The sequence below is a fragment of the Paenibacillus oryziterrae genome (genome assembly GCF_042610485.1).
Taxonomy (GTDB): Bacteria; Bacillota; Bacilli; order Paenibacillales; family Paenibacillaceae; genus Paenibacillus_AQ.
The window spans coordinates 26,087-46,572 of record NZ_JBGJZO010000028.1 but is presented as its reverse complement, the minus strand read 5'-3'; the positions used below and the strand labels follow the sequence as shown (position 1 = coordinate 46,572).

General features: G+C 48.8%; 18 protein-coding genes and 1 other RNA gene. 2 read left to right on the top strand and 17 right to left on the bottom strand.

Annotation, left to right across the window (positions count from 1 at the left end):
- Positions 1–207: 207 nt before the first annotated feature.
- The 14 genes from ACAN55_RS21215 to rpoE form a co-directional block, all read right to left on the bottom strand.
- The gene (locus ACAN55_RS21215; RefSeq protein ID WP_379137591.1) at positions 208–471 is read right to left on the bottom strand and encodes a pro-sigmaK processing inhibitor BofA family protein; all 264 of its coding nucleotides are present in this window, start codon (positions 469–471) and stop codon (positions 208–210) included.
- A gap of 27 nt (positions 472–498) precedes the next feature.
- Positions 499–825 (bottom strand): hypothetical protein, encoded by a 327-nt coding sequence (locus ACAN55_RS21210; RefSeq protein ID WP_379137589.1) that lies wholly within the window; start codon positions 823–825, stop codon positions 499–501.
- A gap of 104 nt (positions 826–929) precedes the next feature.
- Positions 930–1,529, bottom strand: coding sequence for a recombination mediator RecR (recR, locus tag ACAN55_RS21205; RefSeq protein WP_379137587.1), 600 nt, complete (start codon positions 1,527–1,529; stop codon positions 930–932).
- Between the two features lie 42 nt (positions 1,530–1,571).
- Positions 1,572–1,883, bottom strand: a complete 312-nt coding sequence (locus ACAN55_RS21200; RefSeq protein WP_379137584.1) for a YbaB/EbfC family nucleoid-associated protein — start codon at positions 1,881–1,883, stop codon at positions 1,572–1,574.
- Positions 1,884–1,930: 47 nt separating this feature from the next.
- Positions 1,931–3,682: a DNA polymerase III subunit gamma/tau gene (gene dnaX, locus ACAN55_RS21195; protein WP_379137581.1), complete on the bottom strand. Its 1,752-nt coding sequence runs from the start codon at positions 3,680–3,682 to the stop codon at positions 1,931–1,933.
- A gap of 132 nt (positions 3,683–3,814) precedes the next feature.
- An RNA gene (ffs, locus tag ACAN55_RS21190) (signal recognition particle sRNA large type) lies at positions 3,815–4,082 on the bottom strand.
- Positions 4,083–4,198: 116 nt separating this feature from the next.
- Complete coding sequence (rpmE, locus tag ACAN55_RS21185) at positions 4,199–4,396, bottom strand: 50S ribosomal protein L31 (protein WP_379137578.1); 198 nt, start codon at positions 4,394–4,396, stop codon at positions 4,199–4,201.
- A 98-nt stretch (positions 4,397–4,494) separates the two neighbouring features.
- Entirely contained in the window at positions 4,495–5,772 is a 1,278-nt protein-coding gene (locus tag ACAN55_RS21180; protein ID WP_379137575.1) for a radical SAM family protein, read from the bottom strand.
- Between the two features lie 21 nt (positions 5,773–5,793).
- Entirely contained in the window at positions 5,794–7,149 is a 1,356-nt protein-coding gene (rho, locus tag ACAN55_RS21175) for a transcription termination factor Rho (RefSeq protein WP_379137571.1), read from the bottom strand.
- 161 nt (positions 7,150–7,310) lie between these two features.
- Positions 7,311–8,564: a UDP-N-acetylglucosamine 1-carboxyvinyltransferase gene (murA, locus tag ACAN55_RS21170; RefSeq protein WP_379137567.1), complete on the bottom strand. Its 1,254-nt coding sequence runs from the start codon at positions 8,562–8,564 to the stop codon at positions 7,311–7,313.
- A 285-nt stretch (positions 8,565–8,849) separates the two neighbouring features.
- Positions 8,850–9,704 carry a class II fructose-1,6-bisphosphate aldolase gene (fba, locus tag ACAN55_RS21165; protein ID WP_379137565.1) on the bottom strand — a complete coding sequence of 285 codons (855 nt, stop codon included), beginning with the start codon at positions 9,702–9,704 and terminating at the stop codon, positions 8,850–8,852.
- Positions 9,705–9,884: 180 nt separating this feature from the next.
- Complete coding sequence (locus ACAN55_RS21160) at positions 9,885–10,256, bottom strand: response regulator (protein WP_379137563.1); 372 nt, start codon at positions 10,254–10,256, stop codon at positions 9,885–9,887.
- Between the two features lie 254 nt (positions 10,257–10,510).
- Positions 10,511–12,118: a CTP synthase gene (gene pyrG, locus ACAN55_RS21155; RefSeq protein WP_379137560.1), complete on the bottom strand. Its 1,608-nt coding sequence runs from the start codon at positions 12,116–12,118 to the stop codon at positions 10,511–10,513.
- Positions 12,119–12,423: 305 nt separating this feature from the next.
- Positions 12,424–12,987: a DNA-directed RNA polymerase subunit delta gene (rpoE, locus tag ACAN55_RS21150; protein WP_379137557.1), complete on the bottom strand. Its 564-nt coding sequence runs from the start codon at positions 12,985–12,987 to the stop codon at positions 12,424–12,426.
- 370 nt (positions 12,988–13,357) lie between these two features.
- Here rpoE and ACAN55_RS21145 point away from each other — a divergent pair, with 370 nt between their 5' ends.
- Positions 13,358–14,527, top strand: coding sequence for a S8 family peptidase (locus ACAN55_RS21145; protein ID WP_379137603.1), 1,170 nt, complete (start codon positions 13,358–13,360; stop codon positions 14,525–14,527).
- A gap of 67 nt (positions 14,528–14,594) precedes the next feature.
- Here ACAN55_RS21145 and argS read toward each other — a convergent pair whose 3' ends face one another.
- The 3 genes from argS to ACAN55_RS21130 all read right to left on the bottom strand — a co-directional run bounded on the left by argS (position 14,595) and on the right by ACAN55_RS21130 (position 18,076).
- Positions 14,595–16,280: an arginine--tRNA ligase gene (gene argS, locus ACAN55_RS21140; protein ID WP_379137555.1), complete on the bottom strand. Its 1,686-nt coding sequence runs from the start codon at positions 16,278–16,280 to the stop codon at positions 14,595–14,597.
- Positions 16,277–16,720: a YwiB family protein gene (locus ACAN55_RS21135; RefSeq protein WP_379137553.1), complete on the bottom strand. Its 444-nt coding sequence runs from the start codon at positions 16,718–16,720 to the stop codon at positions 16,277–16,279. Before ACAN55_RS21135 ends, argS begins: the two co-directional genes overlap by 4 nt.
- A gap of 177 nt (positions 16,721–16,897) precedes the next feature.
- Complete coding sequence (locus ACAN55_RS21130; RefSeq protein ID WP_379137550.1) at positions 16,898–18,076, bottom strand: hypothetical protein; 1,179 nt, start codon at positions 18,074–18,076, stop codon at positions 16,898–16,900.
- A 278-nt stretch (positions 18,077–18,354) separates the two neighbouring features.
- On the opposite strand from ACAN55_RS21130, the gene ACAN55_RS21125 reads away from it, so the two are divergent.
- Positions 18,355–20,424 (top strand): transglycosylase domain-containing protein, encoded by a 2,070-nt coding sequence (locus ACAN55_RS21125; RefSeq protein WP_379137548.1) that lies wholly within the window; start codon positions 18,355–18,357, stop codon positions 20,422–20,424.
- Positions 20,425–20,486: the final 62 nt, after the last annotated feature.

The following is a 20,486-nucleotide window of genomic DNA, read 5'->3' as shown; positions in this document are numbered from 1 at the left end:
CGTTGTTCAGTTTTCAAAGATCAATGTCTCTTTTTCGTGACCGCCGCTTGTCAGCAGCGACCTTTATAATATATCACGGCGTCCTTGTTTTAGTCAAGCGTTTTTTAAAATTTCTTTTTCGCTTATCCAATTCACAAGTTATTCGAGAATAGCTTGTCCAAAGGGCCGAAACTTAATGTATCACATTTTGCAAACCCACGTCAACCCTTAAAACAATGTTATTTTTATTCCAAGTAGCATGATAAGCCCTGGCAGCCCCAGAACAGTTACTGCTCCTATCGTCACCGGATTCAACGGAATATACACCCCGCTGATTAATCCGGAGAAATTGACTACATATAAGCCCAGTGCCGCTAGTACAAGGTGAGTTCCAAACACACTAATCCATCGCCAGCCTAATCTTTTTCGAAGAACTATGAACAGAAGCAACACCGCTGAAATAACTAGCACGCCCATTGCCAGCAATCTCATACCAATCTCCTCCTTATTATCAACGCTTTAATGACGTTCATCCATCTGCAATTGGATACGGTTCAGCCCCAAAAGCTTGGCATGCCTCAAGTGGATCTGATACTTTCGTTCTGCCGCCTCCAAGATGTATATAGCATAGTCAATCTGATCCTGACCTCTGGCTTCATCAAACATCAGGCATGCTCTCTCCCACTCAGACTGCGCTTTACGCACCTCCAAAAATACTTTCCAATTCTCATCATTCTCCAGATGAAGTCCTTTAGCTCTGCTCCAGCGCCCCTTACTCCACCAGCTCATAATCCAAGCCCCCTTCAGAATGAGTTCAACGGCTGCCGTATCACTATTCACATTCATATCAAGGAGAGGACAAACTTAGAACCAAAATGATCACTTCACTTAAGATGGCATAAAAAAAGAAGCCCCAAAGGGCCTCTCTGTCAAAACATAAGAATATGTGATCAAAACAGCTCCCGTCGGCCTTCCAGCGCTTTGGACAACGTAACTTCATCTGCATACTCAAGATCGCCCCCAACAGGCAATCCATGGGCAATCCGAGTGATTTTAATATCAAATGGACGGGTTAGCCGGGAAATATACATAGCCGTAGCCTCGCCCTCTATGTTCGGGTTAGTCGCCATAATCAGTTCTTTTACCCGCTCATCACTAAGACGGTTCAGCAATTCTTTAAGACGGATGTCATCAGGACCTATACCCTCCATAGGGGATATTGCCCCCTGAAGTACATGGTAATACCCGTCAAACTCCTTCGTACGTTCGATAGCCACAAGATCTTTGGAATCCTGCACCACACAAATTACAGACGGATCACGGCTCTTGTCCTGGCAGATGCGGCAAGGATCCGTGTCTGTGATATTGCAGCAGACCGAGCAGTAGTGAAGATTACGCTTCACACTGACAAGCGCTTTGGCAAAATCGATGACATCATCTTCCTTCATGTTCAGGACATGAAAAGCCAGCCGGGCGGCTGTCTTAGGACCGACTCCAGGCAAACGTGTAAATGCATCTATGAGTTTGGCGAGCGGTTCGGGATAATACACGTTGGCGAATCTCCTTTGGATATCTCTTTTGTCGAAGGCAGATTAGAACAAACCAGGGATTTTCATGCCTCCGGTAAATTTGCCCATATCGTTGTTCGCAAGATCTTCTGCCTTGGTCAGTGCATCGTTGACAGCAGTAATAACGAGATCTTGCAGCATTTCAACGTCTTCCGGATCTACGGCTTCAGGTTTGATTTGAATCGACAGCAATTTTTTGTGACCGTTAACTTGAACGGTAACTACACCGCCACCTGATGTTCCTTCAATCATCTTGCTTCCCAGTTCCTCTTGCGCTTTCAACATTTGTTCTTGCATTTTTTTAACCTGTTTCATCATTTGGTTCATATTATTCATACATCATCTCTCCTTCATATACGCACCTGGCGTTAATAGCGATACTCTTACTCTTTTATGACAACAAGGTCTTCCCCAAACAGCTGAATCGCCTCGTCAATCCAAGGTTCTGATGTTCCTTCCGCCTCATGTTCATGTTCCAGCTGCAGTTCCATTTTACCCGGCTCTGCTACAGGCTTCAATACAGCTTCATTCCAATCGCGCATCATAATCGTCACAAGCCGATAGGGCTTGCCCAAACGTGTCGACAACACACCCTCAATGACCTGACGGTTAAGCGGCTTCTCCGTCGTATCGCGATGAATAGTATTCTTGAAGGCCACGAGCACAGCATCCTCCATTACCGATACAGGCTCTCCATCCATGAACCAGGCATGGACCGTCACCTTCTCGTCTTTCACACCCTGCAGCACCAAACTCCATTGCTTATAAATCGAGTTGAAATCAGCGCTATTCTTACCGGCAACAAACTTATCCATATGCGGAGGCAACTTGCCAGGTGCTGAGACCCGGGGTGCAGGATTCTGTGTAGCGGATTTCACAGCAACCCCCTCACGTCCTCCGCCAGAGATACCTCCTGCTTGTATAGCCTGCTCCAACTTCTTCTCCAGAGCAGCAATCTGCCTCTTCAGAGCAGCAAGTTCATTCGGATCAGCAACAGCATGTGCCGCAGAGCTCTGCGCTTCAACGAAAGCTGCTACCGGAGCGCCTTCACTACGAGGTGTGCACAGTTTCATAAGAGCTACCTCAAACAGGGTCTGAGGATGAGTTGCATATTTCATCTCACCTAAGTAGCGATTTAATGTATCTACAATCTCAAAAAGGCGTTCTCTCGAGAATGCGGCAGCCATATCCCGGAACTCTGCAGGATTCAGGACACGATCTGTCAGTTGATCCGCACCAGGCACCATTTTAATCATAAGTAAGTCCCGGAAGTAAAAGAGCAGGTTCTCCAAGCATTTATCGGCACTTTTGCCCTCATGCATCATTTGTTCTACAAGCTCAAGCAGAAGCCCCATATCTGCTTCGAGAAGCGCAGATGCGAGACGTGCGAATTGTTCAGCCGGTATCCCCCCGGTCATGCCAAGGACCTGCTGATATGTCACCTGTCCATCCGTAAACGAAGAGATCTGATCCAATATGCTAAGCGCATCACGCATACCGCCGTCAGAAAGACGAGCGATATATTGCAAAGCATCCCCCTCTGCTGTAATGCCTTCCTTCTCACAAATCTCCGTCAGAAGAGTAGTCTGTTCCTCCAAGGAGACCCGGCGGAAGTCAAAACGCTGGCAGCGCGAAATAATGGTTGCCGGCAATTTATGAGGCTCCGTTGTAGCTAATATGAACATCACATGCGGAGGCGGCTCCTCCAGTGTCTTTAGGAGAGCGTTAAACGCTTCCGTAGTCAGCATATGCACTTCATCAATAATATACACTTTACGGCGGACTTCAGTAGGCGCGTATTTCACCTTATCCCGCAAATCACGGATTTCTTCCACTCCTCGATTTGAGGCGGCGTCAATCTCCTGCACATCCATCACATTGCCTGCAGCAATCCGCTGACAAGAAGGACATTCATTACAGGGTTCCGAACCCTGCTGACGCTCACAGTTCACCGCTTTAGCCAAGACTTTGGCTGCACTAGTCTTACCCGTTCCCCGCGGGCCACTGAACAGATAGGCATGCGAAACCCGCTGTTCCCGAATGGCGTTCTGCAGCGTTTGGATAATGTGCTGTTGCCCTACCATGTCTTTAAACGACTGCGGCCGCCAGGCACGGTACAGCGCAATATGTTCCACTATGCATTACCCTCTTTCAACTGCCGCTTTTCCGGCTTTTGTCGCTTATTTATTATACTATAATCCGGGGCTTATGACCAAAAACAAAAAAGCATCTTCGCTGTCGCAAAGATGCATCATTATCTATTTAAACCGTGCACCTGTTATTGATGGCTGCGATCCAAGCGGCAATCCCGCATAACTGCTCGGGCTAGGCAACCCTCCGGCACAAGAGTAACTTACTTATGGCTGCTTCCTTCCGGACCTGACCAGGTTCATAAGCACTCATTGCGGAGGACCCAACCGTCAACACAGCACGCAGGGACCAAGACCTCACATCGACAGCACCTCTAACAGGAATTCAACCTCGCTACAGCGGATTGCGAGTTACAGGGCACCGCTACCTCCCCGTCTAGCACGGCGAAGTTAAGTATAGCCTACCCCCGTATAAAAATCAACTGGGCATTAAATACAAAACCCCCGACGATAATCGTCGGGGGTTTATCTAATATTTAAGCCGCATCGCAGCTAATCGGATTAGATACCGTATTTCTTCTTGAATTTATCAACGCGACCACCAGCATCCAGGAACTTCTGCTTGCCAGTAAAGAACGGGTGGCAGTTGGAGCAAATTTCGACGCGCAGCTCTTGTTTAACAGAACCAGCTTCGAAAGTGTTTCCACACGCGCAGGTAACCTTAACGAGGTTATACTTTGGTTGGATTGCTTCTTGCATTTGAATTTCACCTCTTTTGCCCTGAATCTCATGCGGATACAGAGTTATAATATACAGATGTACTCATCTTAACACGAAATAAATAATTCAGCAACACATCAAATTTGGACGCCGCTTTGTTTAACACGGGCCAGCTCAGCCGGGGGAACATGAGTATAAGATCCAATCACTACGTCCGGCAGTTCCTCGGCGAAGATATCAAGCAATGTCTTCATTCCCAGGATTTCACCACGGGCCGGCGGAATTAATTCGAGGTAACTCTCCGGATCAATGTTCAGGTTACGCATCTGAATCATCCGTACTCCGGTTCGCTTGATGAAATCCACCATCGCTTCAATCTCCTCCTCCCGGTCCGTTACTCCCGGAAACACCAGATAATTAATTGAAGTGTATACTCCCTGGGATGCAGCATACTTCAAAGACTTCTCCACATTAGCAAGCGTATATCCACGGGGTTTATAGTACGCATTATAATGATCATCGAGTGCGCTAATTGTGCTGACCCGCATCAGATCAAGACCGGCGTCCACAATTCCGCGGATGTGATCACTCAGCCCGGCATTGGTATTAATATTAATGTACCCCATACCGGTAACCGAGCGCACTTCGCGCATCGCTTCAATAATTATCTTCGCCTGAGTAGAGGGCTCACCCTCACAGCCCTGGCCGAAGCTAACAATGGATTCCGGCGTCTTCAGATGCTCGAGCATTACCTCTACCAGCTCATCTACCCGTGGACGGAAATCCATACGGGTCTGCGGTGACACAAAGCCGCTTGTCTCCGGCTGATCGGAGATGCAGCCAAAACAGCCCGCATTACAAGAATGGGAGACCGGAACCGCACCTTCCCAGCGATTAAGGAATGTATTGGAGGCTGTAAGACATTCATATCCAATCGCACAGTTGGAGAGATGACCATAAAGACGGTTCTCCGGGTATTTGGCGGTCAGCTCATCTACCCCCGCCTTCAAATCATCGACATCACAGTTAAGCGGATTCCACTTCTCCGGATCATCGGTAAGAGCGGCGCCAACGTAAAAGCCGCCGTCCTTCCATACTACAGCAGAATATCCGAACAACGGAAGTTTGTACGACTTGTCTGTCTTAATATAACCGGGAAGACAGAGACGGGTGAAGCCCTGAGGCAAAAGCGCACCTACAGCCTGAGCGCCTTCCGGCAACGAAAGCATTTCCCCCGTCTCAGGATTCATGCCCACCGCTCGTGTATTCGGCAGTCCGACAAGCGTAGCTCCCTGTGGTAACGGAATCAACTCTTCCTCCAGCATTTCAACGATCAAATCCCCGCTGCGGGCGAGACCGAACAGCTCAGGATGGTCATAAACGTTACCTTGCTCGTCAGCATACACCAGATACATCTATAATCACCTCTTCTTATTCTAAGTTGTAGGGACGGTTGGAGTCTTCGTCCGTGCCGGTGTGCGTCTTGTAGCTGCACCGCTGTTGGATGTCCCTCCACTGCTCGCCGTACCACTAGGAGAATCTTTGGCTCCCGCTACATCAAAGGAGGCTAAGAACTCAGCATTAGTCTTGGCGTCACGCAATTTCTTGAGGAATCCTTCCACAAAATCATAGGATTCATTCATATTCTTACGGATCGACCAGATTGTATCCAGCTCTTCCTTCGTCAACAGCACCTCTTCACGGCGTGTACCGGAACGGCGGATATCAATGGCAGGGAAAATTCGGCGTTCTGCCAACTTACGATCTAAATGAAGCTCCATGTTCCCCGTACCTTTAAATTCTTCATAAATAATATCATCCATACGTGAACCTGTATCAACAAGCGCTGTGGCCAGGATTGTAAGACTTCCGCCTTCCTCCACATTCCGCGCAGATCCAAAAAACCGTTTCGGACGATGAAAGGCTGCGGGATCAATCCCTCCACTAAGTGTCCGTCCGGATGGCGGGACAACAAGGTTATAAGCACGGGCAAGACGCGTAATGCTGTCCAGAAGAATCACAACATCCTTTTTATGCTCCACTAAGCGAAGTGCGCGCTGAAGTACAAGCTCAGCGACCTTGATATGATTCTCAGGCAACTCGTCGAATGTAGAGGCAACCACCTCACCTTTCACAGAACGCTGCATATCTGTTACTTCCTCCGGGCGCTCATCAATCAGCAGTACAAACAGTTCAATTTCAGGATTATTCATGGATATACTGTTGGCAATTTCTTTTAGGAGGAGCGTCTTTCCCGCTTTGGGAGGTGCGACAATCAAACCGCGCTGTCCCAAACCTACAGGAGCCAGCAAATCCATAATTCGGGTAGATAAGTGGGTAGGAGATGTTTCTAGCGGCAGCTTAACTTGCGGATAAAGAGGTGTGAGTGCTGGGAAGTGAAGGCGTTCCGCTGCGGTCGCAGGGTTCTCGCCGTTAACAGCATTAACCTGAAGCAGTCCGAAATATCGCTCGTTTTCTTTTGGTGTCCGGCATTTACCAGATACAAGATCCCCGCTTCTGAGATCGAATTTGCGAATCTGGGAAGCTGAGATATAAATATCTTCAGCACTGGGCAAATAATTAATTGGCCTTAAGAAGCCATATCCCTCTGGCAAAATCTCCAAAACGCCCTCCATAAACATAAGGCCGCTTTGTTCCGCCTGGGCCCTGAGGATCGCGAAGATCAGTTCCCGCTTCTTCATCTGGCCGTAGTAGGGAATCTGGTATTTCTTAGCCAGCTTATACATGTCGGTCAGCTTCATTTCTTCCAAGTCGGAAATTTGAAGATCCATGTAATAACCACCTATTCAATTTTTAATATGAGTTCGTCTAGCAGTATGTTCATAAGATTAAGAGATTTGAAAAATCCTTATTAGCATAGGATTACCCGAATCGGAAGGAGATATGCAGGGTTCGGGCAAAATACTCACCTTCCGGTTACAGTTATCCTCATTTATTCATTCTCCCGCCAAACCTCGGCTCCGAGCGCGCGAAGGTTACTGACCAGATTGTCATAACCGCGGTCAATATACTCCACACCCGTTACTTCAGTAATACCTTCTTCAACGGTTAATCCAGCTATAACAAGTGCTGCTCCGGCACGCAAATCGGCAGCCTTCACCTTGGCAGCATTAAGCTTGCTGCCCTCAATAATCGCCGACCTACCTTCGACGCGTATTTTAGCGCCCATTCGTACCAGCTCCGGCACGTGCTTGAAGCGGTTGCTATAGACAAAATCACTTAGTACACTAACACCTTCCGCTTGAGTAAGCAAGCTTGTCATAGGGGACTGCAAGTCGGTAGCAAAACCAGGATATATCAAGGCTTTAACATCCGCATGCTCATATCTCGCCCGGCCGATGACACGGATACTCTCGTCCAGTTCTTCGATGCCAACCCCCATCTCCAAGAGCTTAGCCGTTAATGCCTCAAGATGTTTCGGAATGACGTTATCTATCACAACATTGCCACGCGTAGCAGCGGCAGCAATCATATATGTTCCCGCTTGTATCCGGTCAGGGATGATGGAATGACGACAGCCGTGCATCTCCGTAACACCCTCAATCCGGATCGTTTCGGTACCGGCACCTTTAATGACAGCTCCCATGGAATTAAGCAATGTAGCTACATCTATAATCTCAGGCTCTTTAGCCGCGTTTTCAATAATAGTCGAGCCTTTGGCCCGTGAAGCTGCCAACATAATATTAATGGTGGCTCCTACGCTGGATACGTCCAAATATATCTTCGCACCGCGCAGCTCTTTTGCATACAAATGGATGGAACCATGCTCATTTGTGACTGTGGCTCCCAATGCTTCAAACCCTTTGATGTGCTGGTCGATCGGACGGGGCTCAAAATTACAGCCTCCGGGCAGACCAATGGTTGCTTCCTTAAATCTCCCAAGAAGCGCTCCCATCATATAATAGGAAGCACGAAGTTTCTTAACAGGCCCGTTTGGCATAGGAATGGATAAAATACGGGAAGGGTCAATTCTCATCTGGCTGCCTGACCAAGTTACAGTTGCACCAAGCTCCTCCAGGATTTCGGAATAGACGGCGACATCGCTAAGAGCCGGCAAGTTATCCAGAACAACCTCAGATTCGGCCAGAATTGCCGCAGGTATAAGTGCTATCGCACTATTCTTCGCTCCGCTGATCGTTACAACACCCTCTAGTGGGCGCCCACCTTCAATCATTAACTTTTCCATATATTATCTGGTTCCCCCTACGTTTATTGCAGCTGATCGGCAGCGCGTTCTGTGGCATATGTTTAAACGACAAAAAGAAACGGCCCGTCGTTTTTTTGCAGGAAGCCTAAGCTTCCAGGGTCAGCGACATTGTAACAACACTTCGGTCATCCGTTTCCGGTTGAAATATAAGTATAGTATATATATTGAAATATATAAATTCTTATATTTAAAAATGGAAAGACACCGTCTATGCGGTGTGCTTTCCATTTAAGTATTCGATTCGGCCATCCGGCCAAAAGGATATTAAGCTTTGTTGCTGGAACCGAACTCGCGGATTTTGCCGATAACGGTTTCTTTGATAGCGTCGCGTCCTGGTACGATGAATGTACGTGGATCGTATGCATCAGGTTTAGCAGCAAGAACTTCGCGAACCACTTTAGCGAAAGCGATTTGGTTCTCGGTGTTAACGTTGATTTTGGAAGTACCCAGGGAGATCGCTTTGTCGATATCATGAGTAGGAATTCCTGTACCGCCGTGCAGAACAAGTGGAACCTTAACAGCATCGCGGATTTCTTCCATTTCTTTGAATCCAAGGTTAGGCTCGCCCAGGTATGGACCATGAACGGAACCAAGTGCAGGAGCCAAAGTGTCGATACCTGTTTCTTTAACGATGCGTACGCATTCGTTCAGGTCAGCATACATGATACCGCCGATAACGTCGTCTTCCTGACCGCCAACAGTACCTACTTCAGCTTCAACGGAAACGCCTTTAGCGTGAGCATATTCAACCACTTGTTTCGTCATTTCGATGTTCTCATCGATCGAGTGATGGGAACCATCGATCATTACGGATGTAAATCCTGCATCAATCGCAGCTTTACATTTCTCGAAGCTAGAACCATGGTCAAGGTGAATTGCTACAGGAACGGTAATTTTCATGTCTTGAACCAGACCTTCCACCATTTTAACAACGGTGTAGAAGCCGCCCATGTGACGAGCCGCTCCTTCGGAAACGCCAAGGATTACCGGAGATTGTTCTGCTTCAGCAGCAGCAAGAATGGCTTGTGTCCACTCCAGGTTGTTGATGTTGAATTGGCCAACTGCATATTTGCCGTCAAGCGCTTTGGTTAACATGTCTGTCATTGATACTAATGGCATGGTTTCAATCCTCCTAAAATGTTGGGTTAATCTATTTTTAAGCCGACATCACATACAGGCATATTATAGCACATCCTGTGTCAAATACTAAATAGGACAAACAAAAAAATGTCCCGGTGGGACATTAATTATCCAACCCCGACGATCAAACCTATTTTTCCGTAATATTAACGATTTAGTTTATTGTAATGCTGCGAGGTGCATATTCACAGCTACACGCATTTCATCGATATCAAAAGGCTTGGTAAAGTGCATTAGCGCTCCTAAATTCGTCGCTTCTTTGATCATATCCAGCTCACCATAAGCCGTCATCATAATAACCTTGATATAAGGGTCAATCCCTTTTAAGTGCTTCAATATTTCAAGCCCGTCCATTCCCGGTATTTTCATGTCCAGAAGTACGAGATCGGGGGACTCCGTCCGCACAATATCCAAAGCAATTTTACCGTTAGCTGCTTGAAATGTGGTATACCCCTCGCTGTTGAATACTTCCATTAAAAGAATCCTGATTCCGTTCTGATCGTCCACAATCAATACTTTCTTCTTCTCCATACATTAACCCCCCAGGTATTTACGACCAACAAATTGTACTTTCCTCTCCCCATCCGACGATTTCTTGGAAATTCAACCCATTATATAACCTATAATTCGTGCCTTGTCAGGTGAATTCCTGCTATTTGGGTGAATTGCATAAATCTAATAATTTATTGAATGTAGGGAACAATTGTCCGCCAACTACAATAGAAGAAAAGAGCCCCTCACGGAGACTCTTTATTAACGTATATCTGGAGTTGTTATTGTAATTGTTATTGTTGGCTGGAATGCACCAGGGATGCTTTAACAAACTCGCGGAAGAGCGGCTGAGGACGGTTCGGACGGGAGGTAAACTCCGGATGGAACTGAACCGACAGGAACCAAGGATGATCCGGAAGTTCCACAATCTCTACCAAGCGGCCATCTGGAGAAGTACCAGAGATCACTAGCCCTGCTTTTTCAATCTCATCGCGATATGCATTGTTGAACTCATACCGGTGACGATGGCGTTCATACACAAGTTCATCATCGTAGCAAGACATCGCCAGGGAATTCGGCAAAAGCTTACATGGATACAATCCCAAACGCATGGTGCCGCCCATATCTTCGATGTCCTTCTGCTCTGGAAGCAGATCGATAACCGGATAAGGTGTAGTAGGTTCAATCTCAGAGCTGTTCGCACCTTCAAGCCCTACAATAGAACGTGCATACTCAATAACGGAAACCTGCATGCCCAAGCAAATACCAAACATCGGAATCTTCTTCTCGCGGGCGTAACGGATTGCCGAAATCTTCCCTTCAATTCCCCGGTCACCAAATCCTCCAGGCACCAGAATTCCACCGATACCGTGCAGCAGCTCGTCTGCGTTCTCATCCGTAATTTCCTCTGCGTTCACCCAGCGGATCTTAACTTCGGAGTTCGCTGCAAAACCGGCGTGGGACAAGGATTCAACCACACTCAGGTACGCATCATGGAGTGCCACATATTTACCGACAATGGCAATCTCAACAGTATGCTCCAGCTTCTGGATACGGCCCAGCATGCTTTCCCACTCGCGCATATCCGGCGCAGGAGTGGTAAGCTTCAGGTGATTAACAACAATCTCGTCAAGCCCTTGATCGCGGAGGTTCAGCGGAACTTCATACAGCGTCGAAGCATCACGGCATTCCACTACGGCGTTGGCGTCGATATCACAGAAAAGAGCAATTTTAGCCTTCATATCGGAGGAAAGCTCATATTCGGTACGGCATACAATCACGTTAGGCTGAATCCCGATGCTGCGCAGTTCTTTTACACTATGCTGTGTCGGTTTAGTCTTCACTTCTCCTGCTGCCTTGATGTACGGAATCAAGGTTACATGGATGTACATCACATTCTCGCGTCCGATATCGCTCTTGATCTGACGGATAGCCTCCAGGAACGGTAAACTCTCAATATCACCTACGGTTCCGCCGATTTCGGTAATCACGACATCAGAGCTTGTCTCACGACCCGCACGGAATACGCGTTCCTTGATCTCATTGGTGATATGAGGAATAACCTGAACGGTACCGCCCAGATATTCGCCGCGGCGCTCTTTACTAATCACTGAGGAATAAATCTTACCTGTAGTCACGTTGTTGCTCTTGGACAAGTTAATATCAATAAACCGCTCGTAGTGCCCAAGGTCAAGGTCTGTCTCCGCTCCATCATCCGTTACGAACACTTCCCCATGCTGGTAAGGACTCATTGTTCCCGGGTCTACATTAAGGTACGGGTCAAATTTCTGAATCGTCACCTTTAGACCTCTGTTTTTCAGCAGCCTGCCCAGAGATGCGGCAGTGATGCCTTTGCCAAGTGAAGATACAACGCCACCCGTTACAAAAATATACTTTGTCACTGTTAAACCCTCCTAATAAAGTCCAGAATTCAGGCGACGTTTAATGTAATCGAACCCGCTTTCCTATCGTCAAAACGGTGGAAATCAAAGGGTTTCCTCCGCAGAGCTCCAGAGTGTTCGCCCACCTCTGAAGAACAGCAAACGGCAGAAATTGCTATTTAAAAAACAAAAAAGTGACACCCGTAGAACCGGGGGCACTTTTTATTTTAGAAAAATAAATATTAGCTTTCTCAGAAGCCCATCAAATAGTTTACTCTGACGCTTTCCCTCTGTCAAGGGCAGAATTAGACCTTGTGAACAACAGTTTAATAATCGTCGTCCTCGTCTGCGTCGTCGGCACCTTCGCTGGTGTCTCCGTCTGTATCTTCTTCATCCACTTCTTCTTCATCAATGTCATCATCATCGATCACGACATCTTCATCCACTTCTTCTTCGCTGTCGTCATCCGAGTAGAGGTCGTCACGATCGTCGTCGATCACATCGAAATCCTCTTCTTCAGCAGCGTAGTTTTCTTCTTCTTCGGCGAAATCATCATCTTCCAAATCATCATCTTCATCATTGATGATACGCGGACGTTTGGAGTTGCCCACAGGATCGTCGGAACGCTCCAGCGGATACCACCGTTTGAGTCCCCACAAATTGGTGCCCACACAAGCAAAACGCCCGTCAATGTTAATCTCGGTATATAGCTGGGCGATAGTATTGTTAGTTTCTTCTTCAGTCATACCGCGCAGCTTGGCCACCTCGACCATCAAATCACGGTAATAATACGGCGTATTCGCCGCTTTGAGCACCAGAAAGGCCAGATCCACCATTGGCATTTCTTTCAGTTTCTCAGGTTCAAGCTTCAAATTGAGTGGCGTACTCACTAAGGACACTTCCTCTCACGCAATGTTCACATTACTGCATTTTATTCAATATATCCATTAACAAACCTAAGTAAAACCTATTTGGGAGCAAATTGCAAGTCAAAAACAAGAGTAAAAGCAGCCCTGCGGCCGCTGAAATTAAAAAAGGCGGAGGAAGTTCCTCCGCACATGACTGTATCCACGCCAAGGATCGGCTCCTTACGGGATTTGCAAAGAGAGTTTCCATCTCTTCTGTTTATTTTATGTGTTCCGCTGGCATTTGACACGATGGGGTGCCTATTTCGGCAAAAAAGGGCAAGTTCCCATTCGCCCCAAGGCTTCCCTTCATACAATATGGCAGCACGGGACCAAGGAGGGGACGGCGAAAGAGATGGATTATTACGGATTTTGGCAAAGTCTTCTTAACGGGATGTCATCTGCGCCGGGACATAACGAGCGGCAAATTATTACCTTCCACGATGCCCGTGAATATGCGGCAGCACTCTCGAAGTGGAAAGTTTTAAAAGCCAAACAGCCTGAACTCCGGCAGGTACAGATATCCCCGCTCATCCGTGCCTTCGTCGTGCCTGCTTCCGGCATGGAGAAGCTGTTGGTACACCGCTTTTCGGATACGGTAAGCGTCGAAGAAGATTTAAAGATACAGCTGCACTCTCTCCCGGCAGAAAAAAGTGGTTCTATCATGCCCTGGGGTGTAAAGGCCATTCACGCTCCGCAAGCCTGGTCCAAGTCAACGGGGGTACAAGTCAAAATCGGTGTCATTGACACCGGTGCAGATTACCGCCACCCCGATCTCCGGCATACCCTTGCGACCGGAATCAATCTGCTGCACCGGGGGATGCTCCCACTGGATGACAATGGCCACGGTACTCATATTGCCGGTACGCTTGCAGCTGCAGGAGGCACCCGGGGGATGATGGGCGTAGCTCCCCGTTCACTCCTATATCCAGTCAAGGCGTTTGACCATAACGGATCAGCCTATGTGTCGGATATTGTACTGGGAATCGATTGGTGCGTACAAAATAAAATCGACATCATCAATATGAGCTTCGGAATGAAGAGCAGAAGTAAAGCGCTGCATAATGTGGTACTCAAAGCCTATCATGCAGGTATTGCTATTATTGCCTCCTCCGGAAATGACGGCAAACGCGGAGGCGATTATCCTGCTAGGTACGCCGAAACAATCGCCGTCGGTGCTCTAGATAAAAAAAGACAGGTTGCCAAGTTCAGCAACCGCGGTCCCTATATAGACGTATATGCACCAGGCGAGAGTGTGCCTTCTTGTTGGCTAAAGGAAGGTTATAAAGAAATGAGTGGTACCTCAATGGCGACCTCGCATGTCACGGGAGCTGCCGCTCTGCTGCTAGCAATCCGGCCTGGACTTACACCGCGGGAGCTTAAGTTGCTGCTTCGCCGAACAGCCTCGCCGCTGCGGCTGTGCAAAGGACAACGCCGCGCCTACCTTGGCGGCGGATCGGCTGATGCGCTGCGCCTCCTGCGGGCAGGGGTACGCAGCAGACGCCGAGCTGCCGGCAGCGTATAAGGGGTTCAATAAAAAACCGCCTCCCTTTGAACGGGAGGCGGTCCTATTGTTTATATGCAGCCGCGAATTACATGCGGTCCGGAGAATTGACACCGATAAGGCGCAATACGTTGGCAATGGCTGTGCGGGTAGCGCCAAGCAGAGCCAATCTGGCTACTGTCTGTTCGCCGTCCTCGGTAATTACGCGTTCCGCTTTGTAATAGCTGTGGAACTGCGAAGCTAATTCATATACATAGCGCACCAGACGGTGAGGGGCATAACTTTCCGCAGCGATCGCAATTTCTGCCGGCAGCTCGCCGATTTTGCGAAGCAGGGCATATTCATGTTCAGCTGTCAGCTTGGTATAGTTGATCTCCGAAAGATCCGGCAGTGCAATGCCTTGCTCTTCAGCTTGGCGGAAGATGCTGCAAATACGCGCGTGCGCATATTGTACATAGAATACCGGGTTCTCATTGGAAGTCGAAATTGCCAAGTCCATGTCGAAATCAAGATGGGAATCCATGCTGCGCATCGTAAAGAAATAGCGGATGGCGTCGATCCCAACCTCTTCCATCAGTTCTTCCATAGTTACGGCTTTGCCCGTACGCTTGGACATCTTCACTTTCTCGCCATCCTGGAACAGGCTGACCATCTGAGCGATAAGAACCACAAGCTTCTCCGGATCGTTGCCCAGTGCTGACATGGCTGCTTTCATCCGCGGGATATAACCGTGGTGATCAGCACCCCAAATGTTGATCATTCGATCGTAGCCGCGTCCGTACTTATCGCTGTGATAAGCAATGTCTGGCGTAAGGTACGTGTATGTGCCGTCATTCTTAATAAGGACACGGTCTTTGTCATCACCGTATTTCGTCGTCTGCAGCCAGGTTGCACCTTCCTGCTCGTACACTTCGCCACGCTGGCGCAGCTCATCCAGGGAATTCAGCACCTCACCATTCTCATATAGCGAGGTTTCGCTGAACCAGATATCAAAGGAGACACGGAAACGTTCCAGATCGCGTTTAATTTTATTAATTTCTTTCTCCAGCCCGTAGGTACGGAAGAAAGCAGCACGGTCGCCTGGGCTCATGGACAGCAGGTCGTCGCCTCTTTCCGCCACAAGTTCCTTGGCAAAGCCCTTGATGTCTTCACCATGGTAACCGTCCTCCGGCATTTCCGCCGGCTGGCCCAGCTCTTGCAGATAACGCGCTTCAATGGACTTACATAAATTAGCGACCTGATTACCTGCATCATTAATATAATATTCACGGGTAACTTTATATCCGGCAAAGTCGAGTACATTGCAGAGAGCGTCGCCTACAGCAGCTCCACGGGCATGTCCCAAGTGCAGACTGCCTGTAGGGTTGGCACTAACGAACTCTACTTCAACCTTCTGTCCTTTACCTGCGTCAATACGTCCGTAGTTCTCCCCTTGGGAGGCAACCAGCGGTATTACCGGATATAAGTAATTCTTCGACAAGGTAAAGTTGATGAAGCCCGGTCCGGCGATTTCGGCTTTTTCAATCACCGAGTGGCTGCCGTCCAGATGTTCAATAATAGCTTCCGCAATCTGGCGCGGGTTGCGCTTCGCAATCTTGGTCAGCTGCATGGCTGCATTCGTTGCCAAATCGCCGTGCGCTTTATCCTTCGGTACCTCCAGAACAATAGCCGGAAGCTCCTCACGCGTAACCAGGCCTGCGGCAACAACCGCTTCAGAAATAGCCTCTTTCACCCGTTCATTAATGTCCTCGAGCGGATTTTGAATCTGTGTCATGATTTTGGTTCCTCCTGTATATGCAAACTGATAGCGAACTGTCCCGATAACTCATCGTATACGTACAGTTCATAATCCCACGATATCTTCAGGGAGCGCCCGTTACGCGTAATATCCAGCTCCCGGGTATCCGTCGATAAGTTGAACTGGGTGTAAGGTGAGCGATAGAAGCCCGGCAAACGTCGTCCCTGTTCAAAGGTCTGCTCGGATTGTACCCCGCCGTGGCGGATTAGCTTCAGTTCGCTTCCTGAAATTTTGATCGTTGTCCGAATGGCTGCGTTCTCTTCCTCGGGGCCTTGACCCGGCTCTTCATACCGGATGTACAGCTGAGATCCTTTGGCAATGACCTCGCCGGTGACATTTAGAACGCTCCGCTCGCCTTCATGGAGACTTACGAGTGTTACAGACACGCTGTATTTGTCGGAGTGTGTTTCGGGCATCTGCATTCCTCCGTTCTGCACTTTCCCACTTGTACTACTATATCCAGTTCAAGTGATCAATTCAATTCCTATTATAGAGATGATTCGTCTTAAATAACATAAATTCACCATAAAACATGGATTTTTAGGTTGTATTGCAAAAATAGGACGGGGCTTAAGCCGCCCCGTCCGTTGTAATTATGGATTCTCCGGCGCCGCCAAGGATAATTTAAGCTTCCAGGTTGAGCCGCCGTCTGTTGTAGTGTAGATCTCTGAGCTTCCTAGCTTACGAAGTGCCAGCCAGCCTACCTTGTCGCTAGTGAAGGAAATCCGTCCTTCAAAGCCCCGTATGGAAGGAAGGTTGCTCCAGACGCGTCCTCCGTTCAAGGAACGACCTACAGCCACTTTTTCCGCGGCCGGTGAGAACCCTACGAGATAAGCTGATCCGCTGCCGACAAGCTGCATATTCCCGGGCTTACCATTAGCAGGTCCGAATGTAACCTGGGCAGCGGCGCTGCCCGGAGCCGGACCACCCCCCGCAGTATCCTGCGCAATAACACGCTCCCAGCTACTGCCCTTATTTGAGCTGGCATAGAGAGAATACGAAGTCTGCGACATTCCGCTTCCGCCATACAGTACGGCCCATACCTGATTTCCTTTGGCATAGATCTGGCCATACTCCGGATCATCAAAAGCAGCCTTCAGCGACAATGACCATGTAGTCCCGCCATTGATTGTCTTCATTAGACGGTATCCGGCTCCAGGGGCTATCACAACAGCCCAGCCTTCTTTGATGCTGCTGAAATATGCCCCCCGTGTATTGGCAGGCGTTGGCACCTTGCTCCAATGTGCTCCTCCGTCTACTGTCCGGTAAGTTGAACCTCGGTTGTAACCGAAACCACTCATGCCGTCCATAAAATCGATCGTCTCGAAGCTGACCGCTCCGCTCGATACTCTCTTCCAATGTGTTCCTCCATCTGTTGTCTTGATTAAGTACTCCGGTATGCCATCCTGAACGGAAGCAAGCGCCCAGCCGCGGACATTATCGGGAAAGTCAATTTGCTTAAAGCTCCATTGGCCCTGGTAAATCTTCTGAAAGTTACATCCACCGTCTGAGGTTCCAATCAGAAAACCGTTCCCTGCTGCCCGTCCGGTATGATCATTCAGAAACTGGATATCAGAGAATACAAGAGGCGAAGCCCCTGCTTCCGCCTGTCCATTCTGCAATTCCGTCAGCAATCCATGATCTCCTGTTCCGCATGCTGGAGACGATGTCTCAGCTGAGACCCGTCCCGCTCCCCAGCCCGGCAGTGTCAGCAGCACCGCCAACAGGACTACAAGCAGCGGTTTGTGGTGTAGTTTAACATTGTTACTCATGGGTGACACCTCCTAATTCATATTAACCCTTCATAGTCATCCCTACTCTGTTATAATCCTGCCCCGCTTCCGTATCCACCGCTAAAAGATCACAGAATGGATACACTTTGTTTACCAATTCCAACTTACTGTTCCCTAAGCCTCCAGAATGAAATCGATACTAGCCTAGCTTATTCTGAATATCCGCACCCATCCTTTCCCATAATGAAAGTAAAACAGCTTTGTCTAATTATTAATCACCGTCCGCTTGAACAGCGGGACAAAGGAGCCTGGTGTTAATGCCGCATCATTCTGATCACACGCCTGTACCTAAACGCCGCATCCGCCGGGCAGTCCGGCTGCTGGTGCTTCTCACTGTGCTGCTCCTGCTTGCAGGCGGAGGGTTTCTCGGATATTTGTATCAAAAAGAACTTCCGCCCGCCCCGGATAATACCCGCTCTAAGCTGCTGGATACCCGGGGAGAGATCATTGCGACCTTCTCTTCTGATGACCGAAGCCGTTCAGCTGTAAATTTGCAGGACATTTCTCCCCTTCTGATTCAGGCTACCCTGGCTGTGGAGGACCGCAAATTCTATGAGCATTCCGGGTTCGACCTTACAGGTATGGCCCGGGCGGTGCTGGTTAATCTAGAGGAAGGGAGCCGTGCCCAGGGGGGCAGCACACTGACCCAGCAGCTTGCACGAAATCTATATTTGACCCACGAGAAAACATGGACACGTAAGGCAAAGGAAGCCATGTACACTCTGCAACTGGAGATGAAATACAGCAAAGACGATATTCTGCGCATGTATTTAAATGAGATTTATTACGGTCATGGCGCTTATGGCATAGAGGCAGCTTCCCAAATGTATTTCGGTAAATCAGCTTCCCAGCTCGACCTGGCTGAAAGCGCACTGCTGGCTGGTATTCCAAAGGGGCCTACGTATTATTCACCCTATAGTCATATAGAGAATGCCAAAAAACGCCAACAGCTCATTCTTTCGGTGATGGCGGAGCTCGGGAAGATTACCAAAATAGAGGCGGAACAAGCTTCACACGAAGTCTTGGCGCTCAAAGCACAAGGAGAGAAGGATACTACAGTCTCCGCCCCATACTTCCGTGATTATGTGCGCAACCAGGTGATGAAGCTTCTTAATATAACAGCTGACGAACTGGATCAGGGAGGATTAAGCATCTACACTACCCTTGATCCCGATATTCAGCGCGCGGCCGAGAACGCCGTACATGACGGCATGGATGCTGAAGACGAGCTGGAAACAGCACTGGTATCCATTGATCCCCGTACCGGATACCTTAAAGCCATGGTCGGAGGGAAAAACTACCGTAACAATCAGTTCAACCATGCACTGGCCTCGACACGCCAGCCAGGTTCCTCATTTAAGCCGATTATGTATCTGGCCGCCTTATCTTCTAAGACGATGACGCCCCTATCCGCTTTTAACAGCCAGCCGACTCTATTTCATTATGACAATAACCGCAAAACCTACCAACCGAGGAACTTTGGGGACAAATATCTTGGCGAAATCAACATGCGACAGGCCATCGCTGCCTCAGACAACATTTATGCCGTCAACACTATTATGAAAGTGGGAGCGGACAAAGTGGCTGAAATGGCTGCTAAAATGGGCATTCTCAGTCCGCTCCAGAGCGTACCCTCACTCGCTCTCGGCACTTCTCCCGTCAGCCCGCTGGAGATGGCCTCGGCGTTCGCCGTGATTGCTAGCGAGGGCGTACACCATCCGACTACGGTTATATTGAAAATCACCGATTCTCAGGGGCACATCCTCTACGAGGCTCCGAATCTCCCTGCAGAAACTGTCGTGGAGCCAGCAGCGGCTTACGTGTTGACCCGGCTGATGGAGGGTGTATTTGAAACCGGAGGCACCGGTAACCGGGTAGCTTCCATTATCAAACGCCCGGTCGCCGGCAAGACCGGTACCACTGACACCGATGGCTGGATGGTAGGATTCACACCTGAACTGTCGACCGCCGTTTGGGTCGGATATGACAAGGGACGCAATATCGCTACTGCCGATGGACGGCGGGCTGCTCCGATATTCGCCCAGTTCACAGAGAAGGCGCTCGAAAACGTGCCGCCGAAGATTTTTCCGATCCCGGATAGTGTGGTCAGTGTGTACATCAACCCCGAATCCGGCAAGCTGGCAACGGCCAACTGCCCGGAGAAGGAGCTTGAGACTTTTATCAGTGGAACAGAACCGACAGAATACTGCGATCTGCATGGAAATAATGATGGAGCTCCATCCGAAGGAAGCTCTCCGGGAGCCGTGGACCCAACTACCGAAGACAGCTCCTTATGGAAAAATATCAAACGGTGGTGGCTGAACTAGGGATATTGCCTTTTGACGCTTAATTAGGATACCATGAGACCAATTACCGTCAGAGATTTCAG